The organism is Streptomyces sp. NPDC001480 (genome assembly GCF_042894725.1).
Classification (GTDB): domain Bacteria; phylum Actinomycetota; class Actinomycetes; order Streptomycetales; family Streptomycetaceae; genus Streptomyces.
Window position 1 is genome coordinate 154,008 of record NZ_JBIAVX010000018.1, and the last position, 16,377, is coordinate 170,384.

11 protein-coding genes are annotated in these 16,377 nt (G+C 71.4%); 8 read left to right on the forward strand and 3 right to left on the reverse strand.

Going from position 1 to position 16,377, the window contains the following annotated elements; genetic code table 11:
* Positions 1 to 4: 4 nt before the first annotated feature.
* Both ACFY01_RS36705 and ACFY01_RS36710 read right to left on the reverse strand, forming a co-directional pair.
* Entirely contained in the window at positions 5 to 781 is a 777-nt protein-coding gene (locus ACFY01_RS36705; protein WP_390740092.1) for a zf-HC2 domain-containing protein, read from the reverse strand.
* A complete protein-coding gene (locus ACFY01_RS36710) occupies positions 771 to 1,358 on the reverse strand; it encodes an RNA polymerase sigma factor (protein WP_390740093.1) in 588 nt (195 codons plus the stop codon). Before ACFY01_RS36710 ends, ACFY01_RS36705 begins: the two co-directional genes overlap by 11 nt.
* A 180-nt stretch (positions 1,359 to 1,538) precedes the next feature.
* Here ACFY01_RS36710 and ACFY01_RS36715 point away from each other — a divergent pair, with 180 nt between their 5' ends.
* Both ACFY01_RS36715 and ACFY01_RS36720 read left to right on the forward strand, forming a co-directional pair.
* On the forward strand, positions 1,539 to 2,351 hold the full coding sequence (locus ACFY01_RS36715) for a maleylpyruvate isomerase family mycothiol-dependent enzyme (RefSeq protein WP_390740094.1): 813 nt from the start codon (positions 1,539 to 1,541) through the stop codon (positions 2,349 to 2,351).
* 123 nt (positions 2,352 to 2,474) lie between these two features.
* The gene (locus ACFY01_RS36720) at positions 2,475 to 5,168 is read left to right on the forward strand and encodes a SpoIIE family protein phosphatase (RefSeq protein ID WP_390740095.1); all 2,694 of its coding nucleotides are present in this window, start codon (positions 2,475 to 2,477) and stop codon (positions 5,166 to 5,168) included.
* A 13-nt stretch (positions 5,169 to 5,181) separates the two neighbouring features.
* Here the strand turns inward: ACFY01_RS36720 and ACFY01_RS36725 are convergent, their stop codons facing one another.
* Positions 5,182 to 5,982, reverse strand: a complete 801-nt coding sequence (locus ACFY01_RS36725) for a maleylpyruvate isomerase family mycothiol-dependent enzyme (RefSeq protein WP_390740096.1) — start codon at positions 5,980 to 5,982, stop codon at positions 5,182 to 5,184.
* A 339-nt stretch (positions 5,983 to 6,321) separates the two neighbouring features.
* Here ACFY01_RS36725 and ACFY01_RS36730 point away from each other — a divergent pair, with 339 nt between their 5' ends.
* Genes ACFY01_RS36730 through ACFY01_RS36755 form a run of 6 tightly spaced genes read left to right on the forward strand, consistent with a single transcriptional unit; the run spans position 6,322 to position 16,344 of the window.
* Positions 6,322 to 8,877, forward strand: coding sequence for a Pls/PosA family non-ribosomal peptide synthetase (locus ACFY01_RS36730; RefSeq protein ID WP_390740097.1), 2,556 nt, complete (start codon positions 6,322 to 6,324; stop codon positions 8,875 to 8,877).
* A 13-nt stretch (positions 8,878 to 8,890) separates the two neighbouring features.
* The gene (locus ACFY01_RS36735; protein WP_390740098.1) at positions 8,891 to 12,160 is read left to right on the forward strand and encodes an amino acid adenylation domain-containing protein; all 3,270 of its coding nucleotides are present in this window, start codon (positions 8,891 to 8,893) and stop codon (positions 12,158 to 12,160) included.
* A gap of 42 nt (positions 12,161 to 12,202) precedes the next feature.
* Entirely contained in the window at positions 12,203 to 13,210 is a 1,008-nt protein-coding gene (locus ACFY01_RS36740; RefSeq protein WP_390740099.1) for a TauD/TfdA family dioxygenase, read from the forward strand.
* Complete coding sequence (sbnB, locus tag ACFY01_RS36745) at positions 13,207 to 14,277, forward strand: 2,3-diaminopropionate biosynthesis protein SbnB (protein ID WP_390740100.1); 1,071 nt, start codon at positions 13,207 to 13,209, stop codon at positions 14,275 to 14,277. Before ACFY01_RS36740 ends, sbnB begins: the two co-directional genes overlap by 4 nt.
* A gap of 37 nt (positions 14,278 to 14,314) precedes the next feature.
* Complete coding sequence (gene sbnA / locus ACFY01_RS36750; RefSeq protein WP_390740101.1) at positions 14,315 to 15,352, forward strand: 2,3-diaminopropionate biosynthesis protein SbnA; 1,038 nt, start codon at positions 14,315 to 14,317, stop codon at positions 15,350 to 15,352.
* A 23-nt stretch (positions 15,353 to 15,375) separates the two neighbouring features.
* Positions 15,376 to 16,344 (forward strand): cyclase family protein, encoded by a 969-nt coding sequence (locus tag ACFY01_RS36755; RefSeq protein WP_390740102.1) that lies wholly within the window; start codon positions 15,376 to 15,378, stop codon positions 16,342 to 16,344.
* The last annotated feature ends 33 nt before the right edge of the window (positions 16,345 to 16,377 follow it).

A 16,377-nucleotide genomic window follows, 5' to 3' on the forward strand; every position in this document is an offset into this window, starting at 1 on the left:
CGTACTACGCCGACCATGCCGGGGCGGCCAGGTCGGATGCCCCCAGGCGGGCTGTGGCGAGCACGGTGCCGTCGGACGTCGTCACCCGCGCGCCGGTGAGTGTCCTGGGGTCGACGGAGGCGGGGCTGCCCCAGGAGCCCTTTCCCCCGTGCAGGGTCAGCGCGCCGACGGGAACCGTGGTGCCGTCCCTGTGGACCAGCAGGCAGAAGGCCTTGCCGCTGTACGGCTTCCCGGCGCCGGCAAGGTCGATGGTCATGTAGACCCAGCCCTGCGGACCGGCGTGCGCATAGACTTCACCGGCCGGTTTCCGGCCGACGGCGGCCGAGGTGAGGTCTCCGGACAGCATCTCCGTTCCGCTGCCGGGGGAGGTCGCGGCCGGGCCGGCCGCCACGTCCTCGATCGCGGTACCGACCGCCCAGCCGCCGAACCCCACGGCGACGACGAGCGCGGCCGCCGCGGAGGCGATCCGCAGCCGCACCCGGCGGCGTCGGCGCCGGGGCGGCACCGAGGACTCGCGGGCGTGCGGACGCCCCTCATGGACCGGCGTCCCCGGCGTCAGGGCCTGCGCCACCCTGGTCTCGAACCCGACCGGCGGCTCGTTGCCGGGCAGCAGCCCGATCAGCCCGTCACCCACGAGGGTCAGCTGCCCGATGTACTCCCGGCACTCCGCGCACTCGTCCAGGTGAGCGACCGCACCGGCCCGCTCCCGGCCGGGCAGCACGCCGAGCGCCAGCTCGGCGCCGATCTCCCGCAGCTTCTCGCAGGTCACGTCACTCGACATGGTCGCCTCGTTTCGGAGCCGCGAGTGTGGTCCGCAGCTTGCCCATCGCCGCCCTGATGCGCGTCTTGGCGGTGCCCAGCGGGATCTTCTCCGAGTCGGCGACCTGCTGGGCGGTCATGCCGTAGATGCCCGCCATCACCAGGGCGCGGCCCTGTTCGGGCGGCAGCTCCGCCACGGCGGCCCGCAACCGGGACGACGCCTCGTCGGCCAGGGCGTGCCGCTCGGGTGTGTCGCTGACGACACCGAGAACCGCCTCCAGGTCCTCGGGCGCCACCGGCTCCGGCTGCCGCGAGCGTACGGCGTCGATGGCCAGATTGTGGGCGATGGCCGTCAGCCAGGTCCGCACCGAACCGCGACGCGCGTCGTAGATCTGCGCATGCCGCCATGCCCGCTCGAACGTCTGCTGCGCGACGTCCTCGGCGAGCTGCGGATCCCCGGTGACGGCGATGGCGACACCGAAGACCGTGTGCTGGAACCGGCGCACGAACGTGACGGCGAGCTCCGGATCGCCGGTGGCCAGCCCGGACAGCAGAGCCTCGTCCGGCAGGCGGCCCGCGGGGAACCGAAATCTCGACACATCTGTATGTACGGTCCGTCCGAGCCTCGGGATTGCCCGGCCGCCACAGAAACGGAGGGACATATTCCGATTCTCTCTCCGCCGGGCCCGGGTGAACCCGGCGGACTTGCCTTGGAGTGCGCTCCAGCAGCCACACTGATCGCGACGGATTTCGTAGCGGGAATTGAAGGGCGGCAGCACATGGAGACGACAGGCCGGGTGGGGCATCCGCTGGCGTACGACGTCTACCGGCAGGCGATCGAGCGGGAGACGCTGCGATTCGCCGAGGTGGCGGGGGGCGCGGACCCCGAGACCGCCGTGCCCTCCTGTCCCGACTGGACGCTGGCCGAGCTCGCCCGGCACGTGGGATCGCTCCAGCGCTGGTTCTCCGCGCTGCTGACGCGACTGGTGCAGGAGCCCCCGCGCAGCCGGGACGTGGAACTGGGGCTGCCGGAGCGGGTGCGGGAGTATGCCGACTGGGTGGCGGCGGGCGTGCCCCGGGTGGCGGCCGTACTGCGGTCCACGGACCCCCATGCGGCCATGTGGGCGTGGGGCGAGGACCAGCATGCCCGGTTCTGGGCCCGGCGGATGCTGTTCGAGACGCTGGTGCACCGGGTGGACGCCGAGCGTGCCGTCGGCCGTGACTCGGACATCGACCCCGTCCTGGCGGCGGACGGGGTGGACGAGTTCCTCGTCAACCTGCCCTACGCCGGCCTCTTCGCCCCCGGTGTCGCCAAAGTCCGCGGCAGCGGCGAGATCATTGCCTTCCGCCGCACGGATTCCGTCGACGGCGTCGGCGAGGAGTGGCGGGTGCGGCTGGATCCGGACGGGTTCCGCCTGCTGCCGCCCGCGGTCGACGGCGCCACGGAATCCGAGCCGCACGCGGCGGTGGCCGGGCCGGCTGCCGACCTCCTGTTGCTGCTCTACGGGCGTCGGTCGTACCAGGAGGCGGTCTTCGACGTCTCGGGAGAGGGCGCGGCGCTCGATTCGTGGTTCGCGCACACGGCCTTCTGACCTGCATCGCGGACCGAGGCATCCCGTGACCGATGTGACTGGTGGGACAGCAGGGGAAGCAGTGACCGACGCTCCCTGGACAGGGTGGTGACGATTCGGGACAAGCAGTGCTAGAAAGGCCGAATGCAAGACCGATTTGCCCGGCTTAGACGAATAGCGCTGCGGCCGCTGTCGGGAAAGAGCCCGCGGAGCGTCGCCGGGCAGGTGTTCGTTCTGCAAGTGGCACTGGTGGTGCTGCTCGTGGTCTTCGCCGTCTTCTCCCTCTTCCTCCAGTCGCGGCGGGACACCAACGCCGAAGCCAAACGCCGTTCCATAGCCGTCGCGCAGACCTTCGCCCACTCCCCGGGCATCCTGAGCGCGCTGCACACGCCCGCCCCGTCGAAGGTGCTCCAGCCACTGACCGAGGCGGGACGCAAGTCCGCCGGCGTCGACTTCGTCGTCGTCATGGACACCCACGGCATCCGCTACACCCACCCCATCCCGAGCAAGATCGGAAAGCGGTTCGTGGGGACCATCGGGCCGTCGCTCGCCGGGAAGGTCTACACGGAAAGCGTCCACGGCCCGCTGGGACACGAGGTGCAGGCCACCGTGCCCATCAAGGACACCCGCGGCAAAGTGGTCGCCCTCGTCTCGGCCGGGCTGAAGGTCAAGAACGTCACCAACCAGGTGGACCGGCAGATACCGATCATCCTGGCCGCCGGAGGGGGCGCGCTCGGAGCGGCGACGTGCGTGACGGCCCTGGCGGGCAGACGGCTGCGCCGCCAGACCCACAGCCTGGCTCCGGGCGAGATGACCCGCATGTACGAACACCACGACGCGGTGCTGCACTCCGTCCGCGAAGGCGTGCTGATCATCGATGACGACGGGGTGCTGCTGCTCGCGAACGACGAGGCCAGGCGCCTCCTGGCGCTGCCCGCGGACGCCGAGGGCAGGCACGTGGGCGAGATGTCGGGCCTGGAAGCCGAAATGGTCCTGCTCCTCACCTCCGGCCGTGAGGCCACCGACGAGGTCCACTTCGCCGGGCCCCGGCTGCTGGCGGTCAACCAGCGGCCCACGGACCGCGGCGGAGGCCCCAAGGGAACCGTGGTCACACTGCGTGACTCCACCGAGTTGCAGGCCGTGTCCGGCAGGGCCCAGGTCGCCCGGGACCGGCTCAAGCTGCTGTACGACGCCGGACTGGGCATCGGCACCACCCTGGACGTGGTCCGGACGGCCGACGAACTCGCCCGGGTCGCCGTTCCGCGCTTCGCCGACTTCGTCACCGTGGACGTGGCCGACGCCGTGCTGCACGGGGAGGAACCCGCCGCCACGGCGACCGGCATGCGACGTATCGCCGTGTCCGGCATCCGGGACGACCACCCCCTGTACGAGAAGGACCGGCTGATCGACTTCCTGCCCTCCACACCCCAGGCCCGCGGCTACGGCACCGGCCGTTCCGAGCTGGTCACCGACCTGTCCGCCGCCACCGGCTGGCGCGCGCAGGACCCGGAGCGCGCCGAGGGCATCGTGGAGTACGGCATCCACTCCCTCATCGCGGCCCCCATCCGGGCCCGTGGCATCGTGCTGGGCGTGGCCAACTTCTGGCGGTCCAAGGAGCACGGTCCCTTCGACGAGGAGGAGCTGTCGCTGGCGGAGGAACTGGTCGCCCGCGCCGCCATCAGCATCGACAACGCCCGCCGCTACTCACGCGAGCACGCCCTGGCCGTCACCCTCCAGCGGAGCCTGCTGCCGCGGGCCCTGCCCGAGCAGAGCGCCCTCGAGGTCGGCTACCGCTACCTCCCCGCCCAGTCGGGGGTGAGCGGCGACTGGTTCGACGTGATACCCCTGCCCGGCAGCCGAGTGGCCCTGGTGGTCGGTGACGTGGTCGGTCACGGCCTGCACGCCGCCGCCACCATGGGGCGGCTGCGCACCGCGGTGCACAACTTCTCCACGCTCGACCTGCCGCCCGACGAGCTGCTGGGCCATCTGGACGACCTCGTCGGCCGTATCGACCAGAACGAGAACTGCCCCGAGACCCCCGCGGCCGTCGTGGGCGCCACCTGCCTGTACGCGATCTACGACCCGGTGACGCGCCGCTGCGCCATGGCACGGGCCGGACACCTGGCACCCGCGCTGGTCCTCCCGGACGGCAGCGCCACCTTCCCCGACCTGCCGGCCGGACCCCCGCTCGGCCTGGGCGGCATGCCGTTCCAGACGGCGGAGTTCGACCTCCCCGAGGGCTCCCAGCTCGTGCTCTACACCGATGGCCTCATCGAGGACCGCACGCGCGACCTGGACGTGGGTATGGAACTGCTGCGGGAGGCCCTGGCAGGCCACCCCGACCGGCCGCCGGACGAGAGCTGTCAGGCCGTGCTGGGCGAGCTGCTGCCCGGCCGGCCCCAGGACGACGTCGCCCTCCTGATCGCCCGCACCCGGGCGCTGCCGCCCGACCGGATCGCCGACTGGGACGTCCCGCCCGATCCGGCCGCCGTGGCCAAGGTGCGCCTCGCGGCCGCCGACAAACTCGACGAGTGGGGCCTGACCGAGCTCGCCTTCGGCATGGAGCTCATCCTGAGCGAGCTCGTCACCAACGCCATCCGCTACGGCGGCGAGCCCATCCACGTCCGGCTGATCCACGATCGCACCCTCACCTGCGAGGTGGCCGACGCCAGCAGCACCTCGCCGCATCTGCGCTACGCCGCGACGACCGACGAAGGCGGCCGGGGCCTCTTCCTGGTCTCGCAGCTCGCCGAACGCTGGGGCACCCGGTACACCCCCCAGGGCAAGGTGATCTGGGCGGAACAGGCACTGCCGAAGACCGAGGGCGGCTGCGCCTGATCGGCGGCGCGCGTCAGGGCGCGGTGAACAGGGTCGGGAAGCGCGGCGCGAGCCATGGCCTGCGCCCCCAGGCGACGACCCGTCCCCGCGCGATGGCCGGCCACGGGGCGCGGCGGCCCAACGCGATCAGGAGGAAGGTGACGGGGTCGATCAGGATGGTGCAGTCCGGACGGTCCGGTGGCCCGGGTGTCACGTTCACGGTGCCGTCGGCCAGGACGACGCCGAACGCCGCGGCACTGCGCAGCCGGACGGCGTACCGGGCCGTGAGGCCGGCGGTGGCCGCCGGGTCGGCCACGCGCGGCATGACCGAGAGCATGAACGGCATGCAGAGCAGCACGCGGTCGCGGTCGAGCATGTGCCGTTGGTCCAGCGCCCGGGCGAGGTCGTAACCGTGGCCCAGCATGTGCGTCAGCAGGTATGACCCGAGTGTCGCCGGGTCCATGGGGCCGAGCGGGGTGACCAGCGGGGGGTTCTCTGCCGCCGCGTGGGACGCGGCCCGCTCCACGGCGTCCAGGAACAGCCCGGCCTGCTCGGTGATCATCGTCGCGAGCGGCTCCGCGCGGCGCTCCTCGAAGCCGGCCAGCGCCCGCGCGTTGGCCGCGGCCAGACTCCCGGGTGTGCCGTCGCCGTAGGGGCGTTCCCGTCCGGACACGAGGTCGGCCATCAGTTCGTTGGCCAGCGCCAGATGGGCGGCGGCCTCGCCGACCGTCCACAGCGATCCGGGTACGGGAGCCGATGTGCCGGGCGCCGCGCGCAGCAGAGCTGCGATGTCACCGGCGGTCTCGCGGATCGCTCGCCCGAGCCCTTCGGGCAAGGGCCCTCTCAGGTCCTGCCGAGCCGTAGTAGGCACACCGCGCCCCTTCCCCCCGGCGCGTCTCTCGCGCACGTGGTCCGCGCACCCAACCAGACGCCGGGCAGGCACGACAAGCCCTCACCGGCGTCGGACCGCCACGGGGCCCACACGGGGTCCCTATGGCGTCCCCGGCCGGACTCCGGCCATTCGGGTGATGTGCTTCTCGGGCCCAACGGTGCGGGAAGCAAGGGCGGACTGGCTCTTTTCCCGCTCGTCGCTTTCCCGGCGATCCGTTCGGAGTGGCAGCTCGAGGCGGGCCGACCCAAACTGAGATCCACGGTTCGCGATCTAGGAGGTCGAATGGTGGAGCAGTCCTCCGAGGTCCCCATATCCGGACCGGCGACCGAGACGGAAAGAAAGCTCGCGGACGTACTGGCCGACGTCACGTCCCTGGAGCGTATTCCGGTCGACAGCCACTTCTTCACCGATCTCGGCGCCAACTCCCTGGTGATGGCACAGTTCTGCGCCCGGCTCAGGAAAAGGGCGGATCTGCCGTCCGCTTCGATGAAGGACATATACCAGCACCCCACGATCCGCAGCCTGGCGACTGCTCTGGCGTCGGCCACTCCCACGGCTCCCACGGCTCCCGCAGCCACCGAGGCGCCGGTGACGCCGACATGCGGGCCGGCGCACCTGCCGACGAGCCGGCTGCGCTATTTCCTCTGCGGAACCTGCCAATTGCTGGTCTTTCTGGCCTACTCCTTCGTGGCGGGCCTGGTCACCTCCCGGGGATACGGGTGGATCGCCACCGGATCCGGTCTGGCGGACATCTATCTGAGGTCGCTCGTCTTCGGGGGCGCCGTTTTCGTGGCCATGTGCCTTTTCCCGGTCGTCGCGAAATGGCTGCTCGTCGGCCGCTGGAAACCCGGTGAATTCCCGCTCTGGAGTCTCGCCTATCTGCGCTTCTGGCTCGTGAAGGTGCTCCTCCACGCCAATCCGATGGTCTTCTTCGTCGGCAATCCGCTCTACGTGCTGTACCTCCGGGCACTCGGCGCGCGCATCGGCAAGGGGGTCACGATCCTCTCCCGCTCCGTACCGGTCTGCACCGACCTGCTCACGATCGGGGCCGGGACGGTGATCCGCAAGGACGCGTTCCTGCTCTGCTACCGGGCACACGCGGGCCGCATCCAGACGGGACGCATCACGCTCGGCCGCGACGTGTTCGTCGGCGAGAAGACCGTCCTCGACATCGACACGTCGATGGGCGACGGAGCGCAGATCGGTCACTCGTCCGCCCTGTACCGCGGCCAGGCGGTGCCGGACGGGGAGCGCCGGCACGGCACCCCGGCACAGCCCACCCGGACCGACTACGTGCGGGTCGCCCCGGCGAAGTGCGGCACCCCGCGCCGGGCCTGGTTCGGACTCCTGACCCTGCTCCAACTGTTCTTCCTGTACCTGCCGTTGGTGTTCGGCGGGGTGTACATGCTGTTCACCAGGGTTCCGACGATCGGCAGGCGGCTGGACCCGGACACGGACGGCCTCGCGCCGCCGGCCCTGCTCACCGACGCGCTGCTGCTGTCCCTCACGCTGTTCGTCGGCTTCGTCGTCGTCGGTCTCGTCGTGCTGTACACCGTGCCGCGGCTGCTGAGTCTCGCCGTCAGACCCGACAGGGTCTATCCGCTCTACGGATTCCGCTACGCGGCGCACCGGGCGACGGCCCGCATGACCAACGTGAAGTTCTTCGCCTGGCTCTTCGGCGACAGCTCCTTCATCGTGTACTACCTGCGCGGTCTGGGATACGACCTGTCCCGGGTGGAGCAGACCGGGTCGAACTTCGGCACCGAGGTGCAGCACGAGAGCCCCTTCCTGGTCACCGTCGGCAGCGGCACGATGGTGGCCGACGGGCTCTCGGTCCTCAACGCCGACTTCTCCAGCACGTCCTTCCGGGTGTCCCGGGCGTCGATCGGGGCACGCAACTTCCTCGGCAACAACATCGCCTACCCCGCGGGCGGCCGGACCGGCGACAACTGCCTCCTCGCGACGAAGGTGATGGTGCCCCTCGACGGTGAGGTCCGTGAAGGGGTGGGGCTCCTGGGCTCCCCCTGCTTCGAGATCCCCCGCTCGGTGGAGCGCGACGCGCGGTTCGACCACCTGCGGACCGGGGACACACTGCGCCGGCGGCTCGCCGCGAAGAACCGCTACAACCTGCGCTCGATGGCCGTCATGCTGTTCGCGCGGTGGCTGCACACCTTCCTGCTGACGCTTCTCGCGCTCGCCTCCGTCGACCTGTACGGCGTGCTCGGACATGTGGTGATCGCCGGATACCTGGCCCTCACGCTCGCGTCGACCACCCTCTACTACATCCTCGTGGAGCGCTGCATCACGTCGTTCCGCGCGCTGCGACCCCAGTTGTTCTCCATCTACGACCCGCGTTTCTGGCGGCACGAGCGCCTGTGGAAGGTCCCGGACGAGCACCTGAACATCTTCAACGGGACCCCCTTCAAGTCGTTGGTCTGGCGGCTGCTGGGCGTGCGCATCGGCAGCAGGGTGTTCGACGACGGCTGCTACCTGACGGAGCGGACGCTCACCACCATCGGCGACGAGTGCACCCTCAACGCCGGTAGCAAGATCCAGTGCCACTCGCAGGAGGACGGCACCTTCAAGTCCGACGGCACCACCCTCGGCGCCGGCTGCACGCTCGGCGTCGGCGCCCATGTGCACTACGGCGTGACGATGGGCGACGGCGCCGTGCTGGCCACCGACTCCTTCCTGATGAAGGGCGAGGAGGTCCCCCCGAACACCCGGTGGGGCGGCAACCCCGCTGCGGACATGCCCGATGCCCCCGGCCAGTTCAGCGGCATCGGCTCGGAAACAGCAATGTCTACGGTCAACGGCGCTGCGGCGACGCTGAGTTGAGGAAGGCCAAGCGATGGGAGCGCGTGTAGAGGCGGACCGGGAGTACTGGAGCCGTGTGCTGACCGCCGGAGGTCTCACCCCGGTGCCACGCTGGGCCCCGGAACCGGTCGCGGGAGTCGCCGAGTACGAGGCGACCGTACCGGACGCCGTGGCGACCGCGGTGCGTGAGCTGGCGCGGCGGTCGGCGACGCCGGTGAGCGCGGTACTGCTGGCCGCGCACGCCAAGGTACTGGCCGCCCTGTCCGGTGAGCGGGAGGTCGTGACGGGTTACGCCGCGGGGGAGCGGAGCGGACCGCTGCCGTGCCGGCTGACCGTCCCCGACGGGAGTTGGCGCTCGCTCGTGGCCGAGGCGCACCGGGCCGAGGCCGCGTTGCTGGCACACCGGCACTTCCCGGTGGAGGAGCTCCGGCAGGAACTGGGCGTGGCGGGCCCGTCGTACGAGGTCGTGTTCGACCCGGCGGGGGAGGAGACCGGCCTCGTCGACGACGCCGCTCTGAGCGTCGGCTGGTGCGACCAGGACGGGCGGCTGTCGGTGCGGCTGCGGTACCGCACGCAGGTGCTGGACACCGACTGCGCGGCCCGGGCCGGGGGCTACCACCTGGCCGCGCTGCGGCTGATCGCGACGGACCCGGACGCCGACCACACCCGGCAGAGCCTGCTGTCCGCCGACGAGGTGCACGAGCAGATCGAGGGGCTGGCCGGGCCCCGCCGCGAACTGCCGTCGGCACGGGTGCACGAACTGTTCGAGCAGCGGGTGCGCGCCCATCCGGATCTGGTCGCGGCGGTGCACGGCGAGCGGGAATGGACGTACGGCGAGCTCAACGCCCACGCCAACCGGCTGGCCCGGGCCCTCCTGGAGCGCGGACTGGGCCGGGAGGACGTGGTCGCGGTGGTCACCGAACGCCATCTCGACTGGCTGGCCGCGACCTTGGCGGTGTTCAAGGCGGGTGGCGTCTACCTGCCGATCGAACCCCACTTCCCCGCCGGACGGATCGCCGCGACACTCGCGCGAGCCGGGTGCCGGCTGGTGCTGACCGAATCCGGCAGCCCCGACACCCTCGACGAGGCCCTGGCCACCCTGCCCGGCGTCGAGAAGCTGCCGATCGAGACGGCGTACCGGCAACAGCACGACGGCGCGGACGTCGGCGTGCGGGTAGCCGCCGGCCAACTGGCCTACATCTACTTCACCTCCGGCTCCACCGGTGAGCCCAAGGGCGCGATGTGCGAACACGCGGGCATGCTCAACCACCTGCACGCCAAGATCGACGACCTGGGGATCGCCGAGGGATCGGTGGTGGCACAGACGGCCCCGCAGTGCTTCGACATCTCGCTGTGGCAACTGGTGTCCGCGCTGCTCGTGGGCGGGCGGACGCTGCTGGTCGGGCAGGAGGACATCCTGGACGTCGAGCGGTTCCTCGACACCATCGTCAGCGGCCGGGCCGCCGTGGCGCAGGTCGTGCCCTCCTACCTGGAAGTGGTGGTCTCGTACCTGGAACGGCGGCCCCGCGCACTGCCGGACCTGCGGTGTGTCTCGGTGACCGGCGAGGCACTCAAACGGGAGCTGGTCCAGCGCTGGTTCGCGATCCAGCCCGGGATCAAACTGGTCAACGCCTATGGCCTGACGGAGACGTCGGACGACACCAACCACGAGGTCATGGCCGGCGTCCCCGAGCGCGTGCTGCTCGGGCGCGCGGTCAACAACGTGCACGTCTACGTCGTCGATGAGCATCTGTCACTGGTGCCCCTGGGCGCCCCGGGACTGATCGCCTTCTCCGGCGTCTGCGTCGGGCGGGGCTACGTCAACGACCCCGAGCGGACCCGTGAGGCCTACCGGGAGGATCCGTACCGGCCGGGGGAGCGGCTGTACCTCGGCGGTGACTGGGGCCGCTGGCACCCCGGCGGGAGACTGGAGTTCCTCGGCCGCCGGGACAACCAGGTCAAGATCCGTGGCTTCCGCATCGAGATCGGAGAGATCGAGAACACCCTGCTGCGGGTGCCCGGAGTGCGCGACGGCGCGGTGGTCGTCGCCGAACGGGCCGACCACGGCAAGCACCTGACCGCCTTCTACACCGGCCGGCACCGCGAACCGGACGCGCTGCGCGAAGCGCTGGGCGCCGAACTGCCCGCCTACATGATCCCCTCCGCCTTCCACTGGCAGCCCGCCCTGCCGCTGACCGCCAACGGAAAGACCGACCGCAAGGCCCTCACCGCGCTGGCCGAGCGGACGGCCGCAGTACAGTCCGTGCGGAGCGACGGCACGGCTGGGCACGACCACGTCACCCTCACCCCGACCGAGCGCAAACTGGCCGCCGTGTGGGCGGAGTTGCTGGGCGTCCCCGAGCACCGGATCGGCCGCACGGACCACTTCTTCGACTCCGGCGGCACATCGCTGTCGGCGGTGAAACTCACCATCGCCCTCGACCGTGCGGTCTCCCTCAAGGACATCACCCGGCACCCGGTACTGGCCGACCTCGCCGCCCTCCTCGACGGCACCGCACGGCAGCGCCCGGAACTGCTCCAGCCGCTGTCGGAAGCGGACGGTGCGCCGGACTGCGTACTGGTGTGCTTCCCCTACGCGGGCGGCAACGCGGTCAACTACCAGCCGATGGCCGGCGCCTTGGCGGCCGGCGGGGTCACGGTGCACGCCGTCGAGCTGCCCGGTCACGACCTGGCCGCGCACACCGAGCCGTTCGCGCCGATCGAGCAGGTGGCGGACCGGGTCGTCGCCGAGATCACCGCCCGCGGCCTGACCAGCGTCATGCTGTGGGGCCACTCGTCCGGCGCCGCCCCGGCGGTGGCCACGGCGCGGAAGCTCCAGGAGCACGGCGTCGACGTCGCCCGGGTGTTCCTCGCCGCCCAGCTCCTCGGCACCGCCTCCGACCGGCGCGCCGCCGTCGACGAGCTGACGGGCCTGAGCGACGCCCGCCTCGCCGCGGGACTGACCGCCGACAGCGGCTACACCGAACTGCGGGAGCTGAACACCGAGCACGCCGAGCGCGTCGGTGCGGCCTACCGGCACGACTGCGTGTCCGCCCACCGCTACTTCGCCGCCGCCCTGGCGGCCCCGCCCGCGGTGAAGCTGACCGCGCCGGTCACCGTGGTCGTCGCCGCCGACGACCCCAACACCGCTGGGTACGCCGGCCGCTGGAACGACTGGCAACTCCTGGCCGAACGCGTGGAGCTGCACGAACTCACCGACGGCGGCCACCACTTCCTGCGCACCCGCCCGGCCGAGGCCGCCCGAGCCGTCTTGGGCGCCGTCGAACCGCTGGCCTCCTCCTGAACCTCCCGTCGCCTCCCACGGGGCGACCGAAAGGAGACAGAGATGTCGTCCTCACCACCCCTGACCGCACCGCTCGACGTACGGCCGCAGCCGGACAGACCTCCGATCCTACGGGTCGAGTCCCCCAGGGACGCGGCCAGTTGGGCGGCCGAGCACCGCGAAGCGCTGCGCGCCCAGGTCACCGAGCACGGTGCGTTGCTCGTCCGGGGCCTGGGGCTGCGGGACGCGGCCGGGGCCGGAGCCGTGTTCACGGCACTGACCGGCGGGCTGATGACCGAGAAGGAGGCCTTCGCCCCCCGCGACACCCACGGCCCGGGGGTGTACTCCTCCACGACCTGGCCGGCGAACCAGCCGATGTGCATGCACCACGAACTGAGCTACGCGCTCGACGTGCCCGGCCTGATGCTGTTCGCGTGCCTGACCGCGCCCGGTGAGGGCGGGGCGACCGCGGTGGCCGACGCGGAGGACGTGCTGCGGGCGCTGCCCACCGAGGTGACCGAGCGCTTCGAACACGAGGGCTGGCTGCTGACCCGCGCCTACAACGAGGAGATCGGGGCGTCCCTCACGGAGTCCTTCGGCACCGACGACCGCGCCGCCATCGAGGAGTACTGCCGCGCCCACGCCATCGACTTCACCTGGCAGCCCGACGGATCCCTGCACACCCGGCAGCGGCGCAGCGCAGTGGTACGGCACCCGCTCACCGGCAGGCGGTGCTGGTTCAACCAGATCGCCTTCCTCAACGAGTGGACGCTCGCCCCGGAGGTGCGCGAGTACCTGGTGGACGTGTACGGCGAGGACGCACTGCCCTTCAACACCCGCTTCGGAGACGGCACCCCGATCGGCGAGGACATCGTCCGGCTGCTCAACACCACCTACGAGGAACACACCCGGCGCGAGCCCTGGCAGGACGGTGACCTCATGCTCGTCGACAACATCCGCACCGCGCACAGCAGAGAGCCCTTCACCGGAGAGCGCCAGGTACTGGTCGGCATGGCCGAGCCCCGCCGGCTGCCCGACAACCGCCCGACCCCGGAGGCGAGCCGGCGATGACCAATCTGTTGTCACCCACCACCGAGCGGTCCGGCGCCGGCCCGGTCCCGGCGCCGACCTTCGCGGTGATCCCCGGCGCCCAGGTCCAGCAGGCGCTGAGCGGGCGCGAGAAGCAGATCGTGGAGCTCGTCGAGGCCACCTACCGGCTGCACGGCGCCGGCCGGTCCGTGAACCCCCCGTCGTACTTCCTGCGTTTCCCGGACCGCCCCGCGGACCGCATCATCGCGCTGCCGGCCTCCGTCGGCGGGCCGGTCCACGTAGACGGCCTGAAATGGATCTCCAGCTTCCCGGCCAACGTCGGCGCGGGCCTGCCCCGGGCCTCCGCCGTCCTCATCCTCAACGACCACGACACGGGCTATCCCTTCGCCTGTCTGGAGAGCTCCATCATCAGCGCGACCAGGACGGCGGCCTCCGCCGCACTGGCCGCCGACCGGCTCAGCCGCTCCCGGCCCCGCCCCGCACGCGTCGGTTTCTTCGGCACGGGCCTGATCGCCCGCTACATCCACACCTTCCTGACCGGCACCGACTGGACGTTCGACGAGATCGGCGTGTACGACGTCTCCGCCGACAGCGCGGCCGGATTCCGCGGCTACCTGGAGCAGTCCGGCGCCCCCGGCCGGGTCACGGTCCATGCCGGTGCCGAGGAACTCATCCGCTCCAGCGACCTCGTCGTCTTCGCCACCATCGCGGGCGAGCCCCATGTCAGTGACCCGGCCTGGTTCGCCCACAACCCTGTGGTCCTGCACATCTCCCTGCGCGATCTCGCCCCGGAGATCCTGCTGTCCTCGGCCAACATCGTGGACGACATCGAGCACTGCCTGAAGGCCGACACCTCGCCCCACCTGGCCGAACAGCTCACGGGCAACCGTGACTTCCTGGACGGCACCCTCGACGACGTCATGAGCGGCCGGCTCACCCCGCCGCCCGACCGGCCGGTGATCTTCTCACCGTTCGGGCTCGGCGTCCTCGACCTCGCAGTCGGCAAGTACGTCTACGACGAAGTGGCCCGGGCGGGTCAGCTCCGCCTCATCGACGACTTCTTCCACGACCTGCGCCGGTACGGCTGAGGCGATCCCGCTCGGCGCCGGCATCCGGAGGCCCACCGTGCCTGTCATATCCGCTCCCCACGCCTTCAACGAAGGCCATCTGTTCGTCGACCTCGAGCCGGTCCTCGGGTGCCGTCTCCACCTGAAGTGCGAAGGCTTCAATTTCGCCGGCTCCGTGAAGTTGAAGGCCGCGAACGAGATGGTGGAGGCAGCAGAGCGAGACGGTCTGCTCACCGAGGACTCGATCGTGGTCGAGTCCTCGTCCGGGAACCTGGGCGTGGCGCTCAGCGTGATCGCCGCCAGCAAGGGGTACCGGTTCCTGTGCGTGACGGACTCCCGTTGCAACCTGTCGACCAGGCTCTTGATGGAGGCGCTGGGCAGCGAGGTGCACGTCGTGGCCGACCTCGACGCCAACGGCGGCTTCCTCGGCAGACGGATCGACTACGTCCGCGCGCTGTGCGCCTCCGACGACCGCTATGTGTGGCTCAGCCAGTACACCAACGCGGGCAACTGGCGGGCGCACTACCGCACCACGGGACCGGAGATCGCCGGCCACTTCCCGCGGCTCGACGTGCTGTTCATCGGGGCGGGCACCACCGGGACCCTGATGGGCTGCGCGCGCTACTTCCGGCAGTGGCACCGGCCGGTGCGGATCGTCGCCGTGGACAGCGTGGGCTCGGTCTCCTTCGGCGGCGAGCCCGGCCGCCGGATGATCCCCGGCCTGGGCATGAGCATGCGCCCGCCGCTGCTCGACGAGTCCTACGTCGACGACGTCGTCCGGGTCGAGGAGGTGGACACCATTCGCACCTGCCACCGGCTGGCCCGCCGCGGATTCCTGTTCGGGGGCTCCACCGGGACCGTGGTCAGCGGCGCGACGGACTGGCTCGCCCGGCACGACACGGGGGACCTGACCGCGGTGGCCATCGCCCCCGATCTCGGCGAGCGCTACCTCGACACCATCTACCAGGCCAACTGGCTCCAGGACCTGTACGGCGACGAGATCTTCGACCCCGAAGAGGTGCCCGCGACGTCCCCGAGGGGCAAGCCGGTGGCACGGCGCCGCGCCGTCGGCGGCGACCGCGGAAGGGAACACTGATGGGCCCGGAACGGTGAGCGCGGATGAGCCCGAGCCCCGCCGACGCCCCGAGGCCCAGGCCGGCCGGTGCCGGTAACGGACCCGCCGTCTCCCGCCGGGAATTCGACGCCCTCTTCGACGCGGTGCGCACCTGGGGCAGATGGGACCCGGCCGACCGCGGGGCCTGGAACCGGGTGACCGGCGAGCACGTACGGCGGGCCGTGGCCGCGGTGCGGTCCGGGACGGTCGTCCCGATGGCGTTGCCCTGGAACACCCGGCCCGCCCCGGACAACCCCAAGCCCGCCCTGCACCACATGACCGACCTCGGTGATGTGGAGAGCCCGGAACCCTCCACCCACAAGGACTTCATCGCCGTCGACTACCACGGCAAGGGCGTCACCCATCTCGACGCGCTGTGCCACATCGCCTACCGAGGGCGGCTCTACGACGGCCGGACGGCACACGAGGCCGTCGATGCCTCGGGCGCCCACTTCGGCACGGTGTGCGAGCTCGGGCCCCTCGTCACGAGAGGGGTACTGCTGGACCTCCCCGCCGTCCTCGGGATCCGCTGGCTGGAGCCGGGGCAGGCGGTGCACGCGCGGGACGTCGTCGCCGCCGAGGAGGCCCTCGGGGTGACGATCGGCGAGGGCGACGCGGTGCTGCTGCGCTCCGGGCAGGTCCGCCGCCGCCGGGAACTCGGTGCCTGGGACCCCGGCACGGCCGGCGCGGGCTTCCACGTGGACGCCGTACCGCTGCTGGCCGAGCGGGGGATCGCGCTGCTGGGGGGCGACGGCGACAGCGACGTACGGCCCTCGCCCGTCGACGGCGTGCACTCGCCGGTGCACGCGTTGGCCGTCGCCGCGATGGGGGTGCCACTGCTGGACAACCTCGATCTGGAGGCCCTCTCCGCCGCGACCGCCGAGGCCGGCCGGTACGCGTTCCTGCTCGTCGTGGCGCCGCTGAACGTGCCGGGTGGGACGGGATCGCCCGTCACCCCGGTCGCGGTCCTGTGAAGGCGCCTCATGACATGGATGCCGTATCCTCGT

Excerpts from the sequence above, each read along its gene's own strand:
- ACFY01_RS36705 (WP_390740092.1), bottom strand. The coding sequence starts at position 781 with ATGTCGAGTGACGTGACCTGCGAGAAGCTGCGGGAGATCGGCGCCGAG.
- ACFY01_RS36715 (WP_390740094.1), top strand. The coding sequence starts at position 1,539 with ATGGAGACGACAGGCCGGGTGGGGCATCCGCTGGCGTACGACGTCTAC.
- ACFY01_RS36720 (WP_390740095.1), top strand. The coding sequence starts at position 2,475 with ATGCAAGACCGATTTGCCCGGCTTAGACGAATAGCGCTGCGGCCGCTG.
- ACFY01_RS36730 (WP_390740097.1), top strand. The coding sequence starts at position 6,322 with ATGGTGGAGCAGTCCTCCGAGGTCCCCATATCCGGACCGGCGACCGAG.
- ACFY01_RS36735 (WP_390740098.1), top strand. The coding sequence starts at position 8,891 with ATGGGAGCGCGTGTAGAGGCGGACCGGGAGTACTGGAGCCGTGTGCTG.
- ACFY01_RS36740 (WP_390740099.1), top strand. The coding sequence starts at position 12,203 with ATGTCGTCCTCACCACCCCTGACCGCACCGCTCGACGTACGGCCGCAG.
- sbnB (WP_390740100.1), top strand. The coding sequence starts at position 13,207 with ATGACCAATCTGTTGTCACCCACCACCGAGCGGTCCGGCGCCGGCCCG.
- ACFY01_RS36755 (WP_390740102.1), top strand. The coding sequence starts at position 15,376 with ATGAGCCCGAGCCCCGCCGACGCCCCGAGGCCCAGGCCGGCCGGTGCC.